This window comes from Nostoc sp. (assembly GCF_036917675.1).
GTDB lineage: Bacteria > Cyanobacteriota > Cyanobacteriia > Cyanobacteriales > Nostocaceae > Nostoc.
This window is the reverse complement of sequence record NZ_JBALCT010000072.1, coordinates 35,918-51,747: the sequence shown is the minus strand read 5'-3', so window position 1 is coordinate 51,747 and position 15,830 is coordinate 35,918. Positions and strand designations below refer to the sequence as shown.

The 15,830-nt window shown below is 42.9% G+C and carries 16 protein-coding genes; 6 read left to right on the top strand and 10 right to left on the bottom strand.

Going from position 1 to position 15,830, the window contains the following annotated elements; all coding sequences use genetic code 11:
- Positions 1 to 505 precede the first annotated feature (505 nt).
- The 7 genes from V7K31_RS28670 to V7K31_RS28640 form a co-directional block, all read right to left on the bottom strand.
- On the bottom strand, positions 506 to 1,513 hold the full coding sequence (locus V7K31_RS28670; RefSeq protein WP_335099273.1) for a phycobilisome rod-core linker polypeptide: 1,008 nt from the start codon (positions 1,511 to 1,513) through the stop codon (positions 506 to 508).
- Between the two features lie 363 nt (positions 1,514 to 1,876).
- Positions 1,877 to 2,215, bottom strand: a complete 339-nt coding sequence (locus V7K31_RS28665; RefSeq protein ID WP_335099271.1) for a CpeR family transcriptional regulator — start codon at positions 2,213 to 2,215, stop codon at positions 1,877 to 1,879.
- On the bottom strand, positions 2,209 to 2,838 hold the full coding sequence (locus tag V7K31_RS28660; protein WP_335099269.1) for a chromophore lyase CpcT/CpeT: 630 nt from the start codon (positions 2,836 to 2,838) through the stop codon (positions 2,209 to 2,211). The genes V7K31_RS28665 and V7K31_RS28660 overlap by 7 nt, the downstream gene beginning before the upstream one ends.
- A 77-nt stretch (positions 2,839 to 2,915) precedes the next feature.
- Positions 2,916 to 3,452 carry a phycobiliprotein lyase gene (locus V7K31_RS28655; RefSeq protein ID WP_335099267.1) on the bottom strand — a complete coding sequence of 179 codons (537 nt, stop codon included), beginning with the start codon at positions 3,450 to 3,452 and terminating at the stop codon, positions 2,916 to 2,918.
- 152 nt (positions 3,453 to 3,604) lie between these two features.
- Positions 3,605 to 3,952, bottom strand: coding sequence for a phycobilisome rod-core linker polypeptide (locus V7K31_RS28650; RefSeq protein ID WP_442941402.1), 348 nt, complete (start codon positions 3,950 to 3,952; stop codon positions 3,605 to 3,607).
- A gap of 137 nt (positions 3,953 to 4,089) precedes the next feature.
- Positions 4,090 to 4,374 (bottom strand): phycobilisome rod-core linker polypeptide, encoded by a 285-nt coding sequence (locus tag V7K31_RS28645; RefSeq protein WP_335099265.1) that lies wholly within the window; start codon positions 4,372 to 4,374, stop codon positions 4,090 to 4,092.
- Positions 4,375 to 4,737: 363 nt separating this feature from the next.
- Positions 4,738 to 5,319, bottom strand: a complete 582-nt coding sequence (locus V7K31_RS28640; protein ID WP_335099263.1) for a phycobilisome protein — start codon at positions 5,317 to 5,319, stop codon at positions 4,738 to 4,740.
- A 172-nt stretch (positions 5,320 to 5,491) separates the two neighbouring features.
- Here V7K31_RS28640 and V7K31_RS28635 point away from each other — a divergent pair, with 172 nt between their 5' ends.
- Positions 5,492 to 6,154 (top strand): HEAT repeat domain-containing protein, encoded by a 663-nt coding sequence (locus V7K31_RS28635; protein WP_335099261.1) that lies wholly within the window; start codon positions 5,492 to 5,494, stop codon positions 6,152 to 6,154.
- A gap of 97 nt (positions 6,155 to 6,251) precedes the next feature.
- The gene (locus tag V7K31_RS28630) at positions 6,252 to 7,916 is read left to right on the top strand and encodes an RNA-guided endonuclease InsQ/TnpB family protein (protein ID WP_335099258.1); all 1,665 of its coding nucleotides are present in this window, start codon (positions 6,252 to 6,254) and stop codon (positions 7,914 to 7,916) included.
- A 54-nt stretch (positions 7,917 to 7,970) separates the two neighbouring features.
- On the opposite strand, the gene V7K31_RS28625 is transcribed toward V7K31_RS28630, so the two are convergent.
- Positions 7,971 to 8,501, bottom strand: coding sequence for a pentapeptide repeat-containing protein (locus tag V7K31_RS28625; RefSeq protein ID WP_335099256.1), 531 nt, complete (start codon positions 8,499 to 8,501; stop codon positions 7,971 to 7,973).
- Between the two features lie 270 nt (positions 8,502 to 8,771).
- On the opposite strand from V7K31_RS28625, the gene V7K31_RS28620 reads away from it, so the two are divergent.
- A complete protein-coding gene (locus V7K31_RS28620) occupies positions 8,772 to 9,662 on the top strand; it encodes a hypothetical protein (protein ID WP_335099254.1) in 891 nt (296 codons plus the stop codon).
- A gap of 393 nt (positions 9,663 to 10,055) precedes the next feature.
- Here V7K31_RS28620 and V7K31_RS28615 read toward each other — a convergent pair whose 3' ends face one another.
- Positions 10,056 to 11,450, bottom strand: a complete 1,395-nt coding sequence (locus V7K31_RS28615) for a TldD/PmbA family protein (protein WP_335099252.1) — start codon at positions 11,448 to 11,450, stop codon at positions 10,056 to 10,058.
- Positions 11,451 to 11,827: 377 nt separating this feature from the next.
- Here V7K31_RS28615 and V7K31_RS28610 point away from each other — a divergent pair, with 377 nt between their 5' ends.
- The 3 genes from V7K31_RS28610 to V7K31_RS28600 all read left to right on the top strand — a co-directional run bounded on the left by V7K31_RS28610 (position 11,828) and on the right by V7K31_RS28600 (position 12,772).
- Positions 11,828 to 12,151, top strand: coding sequence for an RNA recognition motif domain-containing protein (locus V7K31_RS28610; RefSeq protein WP_334832914.1), 324 nt, complete (start codon positions 11,828 to 11,830; stop codon positions 12,149 to 12,151).
- Between the two features lie 130 nt (positions 12,152 to 12,281).
- A complete protein-coding gene (rpsU, locus tag V7K31_RS28605) occupies positions 12,282 to 12,473 on the top strand; it encodes a 30S ribosomal protein S21 (RefSeq protein WP_094333031.1) in 192 nt (63 codons plus the stop codon).
- 155 nt (positions 12,474 to 12,628) lie between these two features.
- Positions 12,629 to 12,772, top strand: coding sequence for a hypothetical protein (locus V7K31_RS28600; protein WP_335099250.1), 144 nt, complete (start codon positions 12,629 to 12,631; stop codon positions 12,770 to 12,772).
- Between the two features lie 84 nt (positions 12,773 to 12,856).
- On the opposite strand, the gene V7K31_RS28595 is transcribed toward V7K31_RS28600, so the two are convergent.
- A complete protein-coding gene (locus tag V7K31_RS28595; protein ID WP_335099248.1) occupies positions 12,857 to 15,817 on the bottom strand; it encodes a CHAT domain-containing protein in 2,961 nt (986 codons plus the stop codon).
- Positions 15,818 to 15,830: the final 13 nt, after the last annotated feature.

Here is a 15,830-nt window from a genome sequence, read left to right as displayed (position 1 = left end):
CCGACTCATCTTGTGCAATGCCTGTGAGTTCAACGGTCCAGAGAGAAAAACTTTTCTCTCTCGACAATTAATCCACCCTGCCTCCCCGCAAGCGAGGAGGGGGCTATGATGCAACTCATTTGATTAGGAAACGCTATATCACTTTGCCAGATGAGACAATTGAACTAATTGATTGAGTCATTGAAAAAGGGGATTCTCCAGAGGAGAGGCTAGGCGATCGCAGTGGATTCATCAATGAAGCCGTACAATATTATATTGTTCACAAAGCCTTGGTCAATCTCAGAGAACAGTTAAAAGAGGGAGCCATCCAACGGGCGGAACGCGATTTTGGGTTGGTGAAGTTTTGAGGCGATGTCTAGCGACAAGCCGAAGAAGCATCTACGCACTTTCTAGAATTATCTCAGGCGATGCCTACGGCGGAAAACTACGCACATTTTTAACTTTTGCAAAAGCGGTGCGTTAGCTTTTGGCGTAACGCACCCAACAAAGTTAAACAGTAGAGAAATTAGCCATTAAAAACGCGACTGCGCCACTTATTCAACCGGGCTTCTCCAATTGTGGCAGACCGCCGCGAATCAGCAACTTGCTCTTGCAAACCTGCAATCTGTTTTGCTTGCGCGTCAGCTTGCTGTTGCAAAGATGTATATTCGCCTGTGCTGGTCACGTAACTGGAAGTCTGCCAACTACTACTAAATTTTGTTGTCCCGATGCTGGCAAATGGTCGTAAGTCTGCTAGCTGTTGTTGCAAAGTTGCAATCTGGCTTTCTTGCTCTTGAATCTTTTGCTGTAAGCTTTCTTCAGCTGCTGTGCGAGCTGCAATAAACTGATTGACTGGAGCAGCAGTTTCTGGCCTGGGCTTGAATACTTCAGCAAGTATTGCACTAACATCCGTGAGTTTAACTTTACCGTAAGGAGTGTTGGTAATTAGCGATCGCACCAGTTGAGGTTTATTATTCGTTGTGAGGTTCTGATCGCTGCTAGAATTGCTTTGCAGCAGTTGTAGCATATTGGTAAATTCCAATATCTTTTTGCCCGTTTGAGTTTTATAACCCCGATAATATGGTACTATATTATCTCCAAAAGCATCTAAATACTCGTCGCTATCAAGATAAGAATCAATATCCGCCTCAAAACCCTTCTCATCTAAAATGTTGCTGTGATAAATTGTCTCGGAGTAGTCATCCGGAGCGCGACCCAGCAGGTGCTTGAAGTTCAACTCAATAGCACGATAGCGGTAAACGTTATCAAAAAATCTGGAGCGATACAATTCTGATTTGGCAACCTGACGCACAAACTCACGAACATCGATTATGCCTTGCTTGAGTTGCGATTCTGGAACAATCAGCCGCTCGCTTTCCATAATATAGGCATTACCTAACACTTGCCGATAAACTGCCCGAATTACAATTTCAATCTCATCATCTGAAGCAATAGTCCACAGCTCGATGGGTTCTGTTTGAGGAAATGCTTGATATTGGCGTCGTCTGGTTTCGTCGTCTATGAAGGTCTGCATACTTGGGTTAGTGTGGGTAGGAGTGCCTAATTTGTAAAGTAAATAGGGCTTACGCAATAACTCTCTAAAACTCTTGTTTGTTTGTGTCCCAAAGGACACAAGAAGTCAGAAGGGTTTAGCGCCGCCTCACAAAGAAATCGTATTAAGATTTACTAATTACTGGGTCTTGATATAATTTATCAAGTTTTGGGGAGTTTTTTAGTTACATTTTCTTACAAAATTAGACGGCTAACTGTTAATAACTAACAGCTAATCATGATAATAATTAGCAATTAGACATTAACAATTAGCCGTCAACCCCCTTAGGGAGTATTTCAAATTCAAAATTTAATTGTCAGAAGAATTTCCGCAGGATAGTAACTCTCAAACACGCTCATCAAATCTTGTGTAGAAACCACCGTATTTTATCCAGTATTGTTTCAAAGTATGATGAGGCGTATGTAAACTAGCTTTCGCCTGATATAAAATAACTTGGCGATGATCGCCCATCCAAATTTTATTAACAGGATCAACAGATATTACTGTTCCTCCTAAAGAAGCAACACATCCAGAGAATCTCTCAATCGTCGTATATTCTAATGTCTCGAATATAAAAAAGTTACCCGAACAAATCAAGTGACGACTGCGAATCCAGCAGCGCATTTTTTTTTCAGCCGGTGGAGGTAACATTTTGGTTTTAACACATTCAAGCTGAATCAACATAATGCGCTCACTGCACGTAATTCATCAGCAAAACTTGCCCGTTTTTCAAACCGCAATGGGCCAGCAGTTGATCCCCATCTTTGCTCGTGGGTTTCAATATCCATACCTTGATCTAGACTTATCCAAGTACGCTCGGTTACTTCTACTTCGCTAATCAGATATGTCTGGCATCCATTGCGCTTAATCAGACATTGATTGCCCGGTTCCACACTGCCTCGAAACATTTCACCTTCTCGCTGGAAAACCATTGAACAGTGATAACGCCGTTCGATGCTTTCTGGGGTGATGGTTTTGAGGATATCTAATTCACGAGCAGCACCTGCATAAAGCATAGGGTCTTTCAAGCTGTAATTTTCGATGTAAATGCGATCGCCCCAATCGACGAGTCTATGTACTCCCTGGCGATAGGGTGTCCATAAATCGTGGTCATACGCTTGTTCAGAATAAAAACCGATGGCAGAAAAAAATTCAACTGGTAAAGGACGAAAATAAATGTGAATGTGGGCGTAAAGGTGCGGATTTGCAAAAGATTGCTTGTAGTTGCTAAAATCTCCTGCCATCCAAGAGGCTAAGGTGAGCAAATCGCTAGCGTTGGTGCTAGATTCATTGGGCGCTATCGTCACGTCGCTTCGCTCCAAATTCAAAATTTAAAATTCAAAATTTAAAATTAACAATCCCCTGATGTTTTAACGTGATATTGCTAACTGGTTGAACTTGACAAAGAGCGAATCTCTGAAGAAAAGGAAGCTGTTGTCACACCTTTACCATCACTGGTTTTAATCATCGCTACCCGAAATCGCAGATTTGGGTTAGCAAACCAAATTCGCTCCTCAGCAGCAGCGAGTTCATACTCTGTTAGCAGGGTAAAAATACCATCGTCACTCAGATGATATTTAGCCACTGCTGGAATTGTTTCGGCGTATCCCAAGTCACGCAGGAGTTTGCCTCTAGAAGGATTTTCGATATCGGGAATTGGCACCAGCACAGTACTACCAGAGATTGGTTTATCGTCCCAGTCTGACTCACCTTCCCAAGTCATCCGAAAAGGGTGGGTGATACTGGCGAGGTCAGTGTCATACAATTGACAGATTGCTAGTATTGCCGGATCATCGGTGGATAGAGATTCAATGTCAATGTTAGTCAGTACTTGTTCAAAGTGCGCGAATGCTAAATGATGACCGCTACGCTGCGATCGCCATCGTCCAATTGAAAGTTCAAAGAATTCAGTAATTTCCATTAGAAAAGTGATCTTAAAAAGTAGCTTATAAACCAAGCTATATCTTGGCTAAAGTGCTGAGTGCTGAGTTAGGAGTAGAGACGCGATTAATCGCGTCTGTACAAGAGTTAGGAGTTTTTATTCTCCCCCCACTCCCCACTCCCCATTACCCCTTATCCTTGTTCGTTGTAGATGCGGACGTGTTCGGAAATTTCTGCCTGATCAGCAGGAGGACGTCCTAGCAGATGTTTGAAGTTCAGTTCAATGAACCGATACTGGGAAGAAGAGTTGAAAAATAGGGATTGATAAAGTTCTGATTTCGCAACGGTGTTGACGAATTCACGGACACTGATTTTGCGATCGCGCAATTGTGATTCCGCAGTGGCTAGTCGCTCACTTTCCAACAAGTGAGCATTGCCTAAAATCTGTTTGTAAACTGCCCGAATCAGTGTTTGTAATTCACTTTCGCTGGTATTCGGACGCAGTTCAACATTAGGTGAATCAATAGCCCAAAGTGACATTTAAGTATCTCCTGAAAAAGACTAATTAAATGAAATTTCCGAGCATCCTAGCCTTTATAAAGGTAGAATTTCCCATCAGTTGTCAGTTGTTTTTGCTCCTGACTAGCTTTTGTAAAACTTTAGTTTGTGAAAGTGCGTTAAATATCTTTCATATATAACAACTGACGGCGAAATTGATCAAACCCCAGGCTAACTTTTGATAAATGCACAAACTCACGAACCCTAATTTTACCCCGTTTGAGTTGGGATTCAGGAACGGAAAGCCGCTCACTCTCCATCACATAAGCATTGCCTAGAACTTGCTTGTAGACAGTTCTAATTACGGTTTCAACTTCCTCATTAGAGCGACTTGGCCACAGATATATAGGATCGGTATCTTCAAACAGACCGATCCCTAATCGTGATGCTAGTCCAAAAGCCATTCAAACTATCTCCCAGTTAACTATTAAATTTTATGAGAAGGATATTCTGCAGATGTTAACAAACTTTAGATCATCTAATAAAGAAGAGGCCATAGAGACTTTAAGTTCTTATTAGTCCTGATGATTTTAAGTTTTTGCATCATTATAATATCTATTACATATTCTGATACGATGCCGAAACCATATATATTAAAATTTATTAAGTTAAATAATACTTTCAAAAAACTTCAGCTTTTTTTTAGTATCGGATTGGTGATTGGGATACAGGCGATGGTATGGTGATATTCGCTTGACCAAGAGTATTAATCGTGCTGAGTCCTGAGTGGGTAATCTGATGTTTTACTCAGCACTCGTTCTTGGGTACTAGCGAATTTGGAAAGTAGCCAGTTGGCTGATTAAATGATCAAAATAGGGAGCAAGAGTTTCCTGCTGATTAGCTTGGCAGCGTTTCAAACTAGCAGCCTTGATGCTTTTTAAGCCTAAGACCATTGCATCCAATGGAACTTGTAACTCCTGATAAAGCAAGTTCATATAGTGCAGTCCTGTGGGATCCGTATACTCAGTATGTCCACTTGCTATGCCATAAGTAATACAACGGAGAAAATGCCAAAAATCTCGCCAGCAAGCTTCAGCGCGTTCAGGTGGATAAAGACCGCCTCCAGGCTGGATAATTTCAGGATAAGTCACTAAAACCTGCTCTCTAGCTTCATCAACAATTTCGGCGGCGCGATCGCGTAACAACACAGCAACAGGAATTAAGGCGCAATTCTCAGGTGACAAGGTTATAAGCTGCAATAAATCTTCGTCGCTCAGATACCGAATATCATTGTCCGCAGCTTGGAATATGGCGATCGCTGCTTTTGGATGGGACTGTTCCCATTCAGCAAAGCTGACAATTCTAGCTTTGGCTATTAATTCTTTAACGGTTTCGCTTAATTCAATCACGTCACTTCGCTCCAAATTCAAAATTCACGCATTCAAAATTAAAGAACTCCTCTCCTGTCTACTGCCTCCTTTTTCCCAATGCCCATACCCGTGATTCAATCTTCTTAGAATGCGATCGCCATTTGGTGACATCTGTAAAATAAAGTAAAGAATAGCTGTACCAAATGCACCTATGGAAATTCATAAAATCCAAGCTGAACTGAAGAATCCAGATTTTCATTATCGTTTGAAGGCGATCGCTGCCCTCAATAATTATGAATCAGAAGTTGCAGTTCCTCTGCTGAGGAGTAAACTTCATGACTCAGAATTTTTGGTGCGTTCTTTTGTGGCCAGGGGTTTGGGTAATCAACAATCCGCAGAATCCTTTGCTGCTTTGATGCAAATTATGAAATTCGACGATACCCCCAACGTGCGAGCTGAGGCAGCAAATTCTTTATCGCTATTTGGCAGAATCGCAGTTTCTCATCTAGTTCTGGCATTTTATCAGGATGATCACTGGCTAGTGCGGCGGAGTATTTTGGCCGCGATCGCCGAAATGGATTGCCCTGAAGAACTATTTGATATCTGCGTTCAGGGTTTAAAAGATGAAGATTTCACAGTTCAGGAATCCTCTGTTGATGCACTCGGCTTACTAGCTGATTCTAGCCAACATCGTGCGGCATTATCCCAAATACTAACGTTGGTGAATGTTGAATCTTGGCGGATGCGTGTGCGAGTTGGCTATGCCCTGAAACGATTTGACGAGCCGGAAGCCAAAGCAGCCCTAAACCAACTCAGACAGGATAAGGATCACCGAGTTGTCGGAGCTGCTTTAGAAGACTTGTTGCCACAATAGCGGTGTGGATTTGTTCTGAATATTGTGAGAAAACACATTTGACCAATAGCCGACAGATGATTATACCTTAAATTTGACAAAAATATCCGGTTAGATCATGTCCGCTTCATTACTTATTAAACCCAAAGAACCCCACTCCGCCAAAGCTGCGTTTTGTCTCCCTGCCCCTAATGCCCAGAGCAGGGTTGTTTCATTCTCGACAGAGAAAAAATATAATCCTTGGTTAAGAGCAAACAACAAACTATCTATGCAAATCCGTTGGAATTACAAACTACAACCGAATAAGGCACAACAAGCACTTATGGGTGAGTGGCTTGTAACACTTCGGAAACATAGAAACTATTGTCTAGCAGAACGCAAAGTTGGCTTTGAGTCTAATAACCAAGATTCAGTGAAGCCCGTGATGTATGGCTATGCTGCTTACTGCGATATTGAAACTGGTGCTGAGTACGGCGCTTCATGCCCGTTAACGTGTCCAGTCGTCAAGCATGGTGTAATGTCTGCTGGGTTAACGAAAAGCAGTAAAGGGATTTTGAAATGGGGTAGCGCCTCCGATGTTCAGAGTAAAAGAACTACTGAGTTACGGTGTGAAAATCCCTACTATGCCCGAATTAACTCAGATGTTTTACAAGGCAATTTAGCCAAGTTAGATACGGCATACAACGGATTTTTTCAGCACAGACGTGGTTTTCCTGCTTTCAGAAAAGTCTCTAATTTTAATAGTTTTCAGTACAAGCCAGGGCAATCTCAGTTCAATGTCAAGCGGGATGGTAAGACTGATAGAAATGGGAAACGCAAAGATTGTTACTCTCATATCTACTTGCCGGGAATTGGGGATATGCGATATTTAGATAGCCGCGCTATCCCAATTGATGCCGCTTTCCGTTCCGTTACCGTAATGAAACAAGCGGATGGGTGGTACATTAGCGTACTACTTAATCTAGTAGATGATCTACCAATTATTCCTCTTATTGAAACTGTTAAATCAGCTGTCGGAATTGACGTTGGAATTAACAAATTGATTTCATTGTCAGATGGATCTTTTGTTGAAAACCCCAAATTCTCAACTAATAAAAAGACCCGTAGACAGCTAAGAATTAGACAACGCCGGGTTAATCGTAAGGTCAAAGGCTCTAAGAATCGCAGCAAGGCGGGACGGGAAGTAGCAAAGCTCCATAAAAAGATTACGGACAAACGGAATGATTACCAATGGAAAGCAGCTAGGAAGGTTATTGATACGGGTGCGGCGATTGTTCAAGAGGATTTAAATGTCAAAGCTATGAAGTCTCGCTGTAAACCCAAAAGGGAGAAAGGGCGATTCATGGCTAATGGACAATCTGCAAAACGTGGATTGAACCGATCTATATCTGATGCTTGTTGGGGTGAACTGTTTTCTAAAATTGCTTGGTTAGCAATGAAATCTGGTAAGCCAGTATTGTCTGTTAACCCTAAGTTCACATCTCAGGAATGTTCAGATTGTCATCATATTAGTAAAGCTAATAGAGATGGCGAGAAATTTATTTGTGAAAACTGTGGTCATATTGACCATGCCGATACGCAAGCTTCTCGAACAATTCTGCGTAGAGGCAATCTAATATTCGTCACTATAAGACGTAAAAAGCTACCGGGGGACTCTCGGAAAGTCACGCTTGTCAGTTATGATTCTGCCAGCAATGGCGAACGGAATCAGGGCAATAACCGTACATCTAAGGTAATACCTGAAAAGCGGATATTATTTGAACAGTTAAGTTTGTTCAATTAAGAATCCCCGTGTCTTTAGACCGGGGAGTGTCAAGTTCCTTAGCGGCGGGAGATGTCATACATTCTCATCTAGGATTGTTCCTTCTATATTGGCTCCATCCAAATTTGCTCCGTTCAAATTTGTCTGGTTCAAATCTGCTTGAGTGAGATTTGCTTGGGACAAGTCGGCTACAGTTAAGTCTGCACCAGTCAAATCGGCTCCATCTAGATTCGCCGCTATCAAGCTGGCCTTGTGCAAATCCGCGTCACTCAAATTAGTTTGAATCAGTTTCGCAACCGTCAAATCAGCGTGATTCAAATTAGCTCCTTCCATTGCTGCTCCATCCAAGATCGCTCCATCCAAAATAGCGCCACTTAAGTTGCTACCAGTGAGGTTAGCATTGCTCAAATCTGCTCCATTTAAGTCTGTCTCAATCAAACTGGCTTGGGCTAAATTAGCGTGACTCAGATTAGCTCCATCTAAGATTGCTCTATCTAAAATTACGCCACTGAGATTGGCTTCCCTTAAGTTTGCCTCGCTCAAGTTGACACCAGTAAAATCTCTGACACCTGCGGCATAGTTTTTCAGAAGTTGATCTGCTTTCATATGTGTCGCTGCGCTAAGGAACGTTTAATTGAGGCTATCCATACAGGCATTAAATCCCCAGCACGCCCTACGGGGGATTGATGTAGTGAATCAAACTAGAGTGAACATCTAATCAGATTTATCTACATTAACTATCCTTAACTAATGGCGCTACTACCTAGAGTTGTGAGTTACTTTCATACTTGAGAGGGATGTTGAGGAATTTAAAAACTTCAGCATTAGTGCAAAGCGATCGCTATACTCAATAATGGTGTTCGTCTGGCAGAGGTTATGGCAAAACCAATTCGTATTCTTTTGCAGACTACGATTCCTACGACTGAAAATGACTGGAGCATTTTTCGTTTCTCGATGTTACAAGATTACTTAGCATCGATTAAAGACGAAGCAGGAAACTCCTTATTTGAAGCTACGGGACACGATTACGAATCAGATGCAGTTGGTGGCGACTCAGTTTTAAGTAGTCTCGACAAATCAGATTTTGATCAACTTTGGCTATTTGGCTTAGAGGTAAATAACGGTTTAACCGAAAAAGACATTGCTGGAATTAATGCTTTTCGGCAACGCGGCGGCGGTATTCTGACAACACGCGATCATCAGGATATGGGCTGTTCGATGTGTGGTTTAGTTGACATTGGTGATCTCCACTATTTCAACACCAAAAATCCCGATCCCGATGAATCTCGCTGGAGCCGAGATGACTCATACACAACTTATATTTCCTGGCCTAACTATCATTCTGGAGCTAACGGAGATTATCAAAAAATTACCATTGTTGAACCCATTCACGAACTTTTCAAAAATCCCAATTCACCTTCGGGAAGTATCGAATTTTTCCCAGCACATCCGCACGAAGGCGGTATTGGCGTGCCTCCGGGCAATGCAAACACGCGGGTAATTGCTCTGGGTAAAAGTCTAGTTACAGGCCGTAACTTCAATTTGGTTGTAGCGATCGAGCATCATCAAGATAAACAGGGAAATATACTAGGACGAGCAGTAGCTAACTCTAGCTTCCATCATTTAGTAGATTACAACTGGGATATTAACAAAGGCTGTCCCACTTTTGTGGATGAGCCACCAGGAGATGGCATGAAAAAACAGCCACGCGCCTTAGAAGATATCAAAATCTATGTGCGTAACGTCGCTTTCTGGCTAGCAAATTGATTTTTTTACTAATTGCCGTAAGGGATTTTCAAGAAATTAATTATCCAATCTTGTGGGGTAGGCATCTTGCCCGCCTTTGCTTACTGAGCAGGCGAGACACCATTGGTGTCAAGTTAAGCGAAACCCCTTTAAAACCTCGTTTCCAGCCAGAGGCTGGAAATGCGCTTCATTGCGGCTCTGCCGCTAGTCTTGAGGCTCCGCCTCATATTAGGCATTCCCAGTCGGAGACTGGGAACGAGGGAATCTATCAAAGCTTTGTCTAGATAGGTTTTCACGCTAAGTTGACACCAATGGCGAGACGCCCACCCCACAATAAATAATTGGATATTTTTTTATTTGTCAGTCCCTAAGTCCGCCGCTATACCTAAAATACTGGGTATAGCGGCGGATAGTTCACGTTTCCCCACCAACCACTACATCTCGAATTCGCAGACTAGGGCCACCACAACCCACTGACAAGCCGTTTTGCCCTCCCTTACCACAACCGCCGGATTCATCCCAGTAAAAATCATCACCAAGCGCCTCAATATCCGCTAAAGTTTGGAATACATTTCCCGAAAGCGTTACATCCCGCACAGGTTCAGCAATTTTGCCGTTCCTAATCATCCACGCTTCCCCAGCACTAAAGGTGAACATTTCCCCATTTGTCATCCCACCCAACCAATTACGGGCATAAACTCCTTCTTTGATATCGGTGAATAAGTCTTCGACTGGTGTTTTACCCCGTTCAATCCAGGTATTTGTCATCCGTACAATCGGAGTAAAATGATAGTTGAGACAGCGTGCGTTACCTGTAGGCGCTTCCTCCAATTTGCCAGCCGTTTCACGAGAATGTAAACGTCCAACTAAAACTCCATCTTTAATTAGTTGAGTAGTAGTGGCAGGCGTGCCTTCATCGTCGTAAAAATAGCTGCCGCGATGTCCCTGTGGGGCTGCACCATCAAAAATTTGCAGTTCTTCTGGGCCAAACCGCCGGCCAATGGTCATGACTTCCAGCAGATCGGGGTTTTCATAAGCCATATCGGCCTCAGAAAGATGTCCGAAGGCTTCGTGAACAAATAAACCCGTCAAAATTGGGTCAATGACTACGGTGTAAGTATTGCCTTTGACCGATGGCAGAGATAAAGCGGCGATCGCTCTTTGGGCTGCACCTTTAACCTGTTCATCCAAATCAGTTAAATCTTCGTAACCTTTGCGAGAGCCAGTAGTTTCCCGTCCCGTTTGTACGGTTTCGCCATTTCTGGCGGTGGCGGCAAAGCGCATTTCCATATCCACCCAAGATTGCTCGATCAAAGTCCCTTCTGAGGTAGCGATGATCACTTTTTGGGCGCTGTCACCGTAACGCACCGAGGTAGTGGTAATCCGGTGATCAACGCTTTTGAGCAATTGGGCATAGCGATCGCACAATTGTTTTTTCTTCGAGAGCGCGATTTTTCGGGGATCAGTGCCTTTTAGGGGTAGAATGCATACTGCTTGCACCGGGTCAATGGGTGCAAGTAAAGTTTCTTCATCACCAACCATCCGCGCCGCAGCGATCGCTTCTTCTATCCGATCTTTGATTGTCGCCAGTTGATTAAAGCAGCTCAACCCCCATCCACCTTTATAACAAGCGCGAATATGTCCACCAATGGAGATGCCTTCACTCAGGGTTTCTACCTTGTCGCCACGCAACAAGATATCAGTCCCTTCTGCCTCTTCAAGGCGAATCATCAAATAATCTACACGCTCACAGTAGCGGGCAATCAAATCAGAAAGTAAATTTTGGGCGTCAGCAAGTGTAGTCGGCATTTTCAAGTAATAACAATGACGAACTCCATTTATTTTGCAATTATTTGGGGAATTTATGCTACTCCAATCACGAGTTCACCCATGAGGGAGATGAGGAGACAAAGGGACAAGGGGAGCAGGGGAAGAAAAAATAAATTCCCAATGCCCAATGCCCCATGCCCCATGCCCAATACCCAATCTTGTGCGTAGCACTCTAACTGTTAGTACTTCCTTTTTTACGGTGGGTAAGAACTGAATGATGTGCTAAGGTAATTAGGTGAGAATAAAATTCGGTTACAGTGTTTGTTTTTAGTATTGACAGGCTTTTCCCTTTTGGTCTTAACAAGCTTGTCTCCGAAATCTAAATCTCTACACACCTATGATTTTGGAGATAATGCATGTCAATTTATGTAGGTAATCTATCCTACGAGGTCACACAAGAAGACCTCACTTCTGTTTTTGCCGAACATGGTTCTGTAAAACGTGTTCAGTTGCCTACTGACCGTGAAACCGGACGTCCACGCGGCTTTGCTTTTGTAGAGATGGGAACAGAAGCCGAAGAAACAGCTGCCATTGAAGCTCTTGATGGTGCTGAGTGGATGGGACGCGATCTCAAAGTCAATAAGGCTAAACCGAAGGAAGATAGAGGTGGTTCCTTTGGTGGAGACCGTCGCGGCAACAGTGGTGGTGGTGGTGGTGGATACTCCCGAGGACGCTACTAAGCTTTATTAAGCTTTAAGATAAAAAATTCAGTTTTAACGTCTTAAGGGCAGAATCATTATCTGCCCTTTTTGCACTCCGGTATACTGGATGGCCTAAAATTGCCCAGTACCAATTAAGTAGGAGATGAAAATGACCCAAGTATTTGTGGGCGAAAATGAAGGAATTGAGTCAGCCTTACGTCGGTTTAAGAGGGAAGTTTCCAAAGCAGGTATTTTTCCAGACATGAGAAAGCATCGTCACTTTGAAACGCCTTTGGAAAAACACAAGCGCAAAGAAGTAGCAAGGCACAAGCAACGTAAGAGAAATTTCCGTCGTAATTGACAACAAGCGATACCTACGGTAAGCCACGCGATCGCACTCTCTCATTAAATTCTTAGCCGTGTCAAAGAGGCGATCGCTATACTCCTGCATCTGAATCTAAAGGGTAGGTTTTGGCAAAGCCATTACTAATTATAAGATAGGCAATTTAAATAACGGTGTGTCCCCCAACTGACAAAAAACTTGTTATCGTTACTTCTGGGGTGGCGATCGCTAGGCTGAATTTACTACATTTGGCTGAGTCACAAAGCGATACGCTGTGCGATCGCAAGACCATTTGCAATTTGATTTATACCCAGTAAAGCATAAGCGCTTTTTGCTTGAGGATAATTTCCCCTTAGGTAATCTATATAATTATTTATGCTTAATTCCGAAGATACAGAAGTTTACAACCAATTACCTACTAAAACAAATGGTGCCCAGTAGTAAGGATAACGATAATTTGGCGATCGCAACAGGGACAACTGAGCTTGGCGAAGTGCCTCAGCTTTAGTTACTCCAGGTTGCTTCAATTCTGAATAGAACTTGTTCATCAGCTCAACTGTAGATTCATCTGCTACTGACCAAAGGGTTCCTAATGTACTACGTGCCCCTGAACGCACCGCCATCCCTGCTAGTCCCAGAACCGCTCGATTATCACCTGCGGCAGTTTCGCAAGCACTCAAAATTAACAATTCTAAAGGACTTCGACCTGGGCGATCGCGTGCTTGCAATAATTGGTCTAATTCTTTAACATTAATCCGACCATCCCAAGTCAACAAAAAGGTATTTTCAGCCTGGGAAGAAAACTGACCGTGGGTTGCTAAGTGAACAATGGGGAAAGGTAGATTGTTGATTTCAACTTTCAGGCGAGAGCGGGTAAATTCTTTGTTTAAGAGAACTTCTGTGGGAACTATCTTGGCAATCTCCCGAACTTCTTCTTCCACTCCCGGAAGTTTGGAAAACCCTTGTCTAGCATCAGCCAAACCTCCCACTAAAGTTTGCAATTTGTTTGGGGAAAGGGAAGGTGAATACAACAGCTGCAACCCCGGACTCAAAGCCAGGTTATATTTTTCAATTAGATACTTCTGCTTCTGAGTATCATAAAGTGCTGACATCGGCACTCCGCGTAAAACTCCATCTAATACAAACACCAAAGTTTTGATGTCATCCTTTTCCAGTTCTGCCTCAACTGGACGGATTAACCAGTCATAAAAAATTTTTTGTGGACGAAGTGAATCTAAGTTAGAACTCTGGATGTAACGGCTGAAGCCAGTTAATATATCATTGTAAACACGCTCCACTTCCCCAACTTCTTCTGGCTGGGAATTAGGCTTCAGAGGTGTTGCATAGTATTTTAAGGGCTTTTGAGGTCGAGACAAGATCACAGCAAGGCGATCGGGCAAAATAATCGAATAGATGACCGCAGCATTTGGATCTAACTGGTCGATTGGTTGGGGTTGGCTGGTTACACAAGCTTCTCGAAAAAAGTTGGTCAGTTCTGCTAGTTGGAGTGCTTCGATAACATCACGAGCTTGCTTGAGATTCTCCTGATTAATCTTCGTTTGCTTTATCTGTTGAAAACCAAGGGGTTGCAAGAGCAAATAGACCAACTCTCGATAAACTGGTTCTACACTATCACGAAAAGTAAATTGAATTTCTGGGTTAATACCAACCAAGTCTTTACGCAAAGACTGAAGAGTTTCATAAGCTAAGGTGTAGGCTTTGAGTGCGCTTTTTTGGTCTTGTTGAGTTTGGTAAATCCGTCCTAGCTGCCATTGCCAAATATAGGTAATACTAGAATCATTAAAACTAGATTTCTGCTGTAAAGCTTGTTCAGTTAATTGTCGTGCCTCTGCCAATTTTCCCATTTGCTGGTAAACTCCTCCTAGATAACCACGCACATCGGCTTCGGCTTGCTTGTCTCCCAATTGTTGAGCTTGGTTGAGGGCGGTTTGTAAAATTTGCCCAATTTCTGGCCATGAGGAAATTTTTGAGGATTCAAGAGTTTTAAGACCAATGCTCGGAGGTGGATTTTTGACGAAGCTACATAGTTGCAGAACCGGGGATAAAGCATTTGAGGAGTTTTTACTCATTCTTGATTGCAGACACATCAAACTTTGAGCAAATTTTATCTGAGCATAAATAGTCGGATGACTAACTGATAAATCATTGAGACTGGATTTAATTTCGGATAGCAGTGTTGGCAGTTCAGACCATTGTTGAGTTTGTACCAAGAGGCTGAATCTATTCAATTGAGCTTGTCTTTTGATGTCTGATGAAGTAGATAATTCCGCTTGCCGATAGCAAGTAGCCGCCTGTTGATACAATTGGGCAGCATTGGCTGTACTAGCTGTTTGGATGCAGTCTAGAGACTGTGTGAGTACTATCGGTTCTTCCTTTGGTGTTTCTAACTGTATTTTTCTATTGCCCAAAGACCGGGCTGTATTGCCTAAACTCAGGTAAGTAGCAGCGAAATTTTGCGAATCTGCTGATTCTTCAGCCAATTGCCCAGCTGCGAACAAGACCATTTGCGATTGTTCAAGTTGACTAACAACTCGCAAAACATTGCCGAGACTACGCAAAGCCAGAATATTTAAAGAAGAGGAATTTCCCTTGTTGACAAATCGTTTTTTCCAGGTTTGCAGTTCTTCTTTTGTGATCTGGCATTTTTGATGATCAAGCTCTAAAGTTTTTAGTAAGGTCTTGCAAGCCATTGGGTAAAGACCCAAATCTTGCATAGCTTGAGTTTGGTTAATCTGGTTTTTAGTTGCAGCATTTTGATTGCCAAGATTTTGATAAATTTCAGCCGCTTGTTGCCAAGTTGCTAGGGCTGCTTCTGATTCTCCCACTGCTAGTTGCAACTGTCCTTGGATGTCCAATGTGGAGCCGAGGATTTGCGATCGCTCCAGTGTTTTGGGCTGTGTTTGGAGGATATTTAAACTAGTAGCGATCGCTTTTTTAGCTTGCTCCCACCTACCGAGTTGTTGGGCTGTCAGAGCAAGATTGCTCAACGCCATTGCCTGATTCAGTTTATCCTCTCGCGCCGCAAAAGCCGCAGCAGCCTGTTCCCAAACGGTTAGGGCTTGTGCAAATTGTCTGTTTTGGTAAAGCAATTTGCCTTGTTCTACCAACTGTAAAGGCTCTTGTTGAGTTTGGACGATCGCAGTTGATGCCCAAACCTGGGTAGTAACTAGCACTCCTCCCACAGACAAGAAAAATAACAGAACTGCTAAAATTAGACTACTATCGAGTCTCTTGACGATGAAATCACTCTGTTTATAACGGCTAATTTGTGAGAAAAACCTTCCTTTGAGTGTAGGCGTAGCCCATCGTAGACATCGCCATCTCTGCTTTTTTTTATTCATATCTTATTTATCC

Excerpts from the sequence above, each read along its gene's own strand:
- rpsU (WP_094333031.1), top strand. The coding sequence starts at position 12,282 with ATGACCCAAGTATTTGTGGGCGAAAATGAAGGAATTGAGTCAGCCTTA.
- V7K31_RS28620 (WP_335099254.1), top strand. The coding sequence starts at position 8,772 with ATGGCAAAACCAATTCGTATTCTTTTGCAGACTACGATTCCTACGACT.
- V7K31_RS28630 (WP_335099258.1), top strand. The coding sequence starts at position 6,252 with ATGTCCGCTTCATTACTTATTAAACCCAAAGAACCCCACTCCGCCAAA.
- V7K31_RS28645 (WP_335099265.1), bottom strand. The coding sequence starts at position 4,374 with ATGGCTTTTGGACTAGCATCACGATTAGGGATCGGTCTGTTTGAAGAT.
- V7K31_RS28610 (WP_334832914.1), top strand. The coding sequence starts at position 11,828 with ATGTCAATTTATGTAGGTAATCTATCCTACGAGGTCACACAAGAAGAC.
- V7K31_RS28650 (WP_442941402.1), bottom strand. The coding sequence starts at position 3,952 with ATGTCACTTTGGGCTATTGATTCACCTAATGTTGAACTGCGTCCGAAT.
- V7K31_RS28625 (WP_335099256.1), bottom strand. The coding sequence starts at position 8,501 with ATGAAAGCAGATCAACTTCTGAAAAACTATGCCGCAGGTGTCAGAGAT.
- V7K31_RS28595 (WP_335099248.1), bottom strand. The coding sequence starts at position 15,817 with ATGAATAAAAAAAAGCAGAGATGGCGATGTCTACGATGGGCTACGCCT.
- V7K31_RS28635 (WP_335099261.1), top strand. The coding sequence starts at position 5,492 with ATGGAAATTCATAAAATCCAAGCTGAACTGAAGAATCCAGATTTTCAT.
- V7K31_RS28670 (WP_335099273.1), bottom strand. The coding sequence starts at position 1,513 with ATGCAGACCTTCATAGACGACGAAACCAGACGACGCCAATATCAAGCA.
- V7K31_RS28655 (WP_335099267.1), bottom strand. The coding sequence starts at position 3,452 with ATGGAAATTACTGAATTCTTTGAACTTTCAATTGGACGATGGCGATCG.
- V7K31_RS28665 (WP_335099271.1), bottom strand. The coding sequence starts at position 2,215 with ATGTTGATTCAGCTTGAATGTGTTAAAACCAAAATGTTACCTCCACCG.
- V7K31_RS28615 (WP_335099252.1), bottom strand. The coding sequence starts at position 11,450 with ATGCCGACTACACTTGCTGACGCCCAAAATTTACTTTCTGATTTGATT.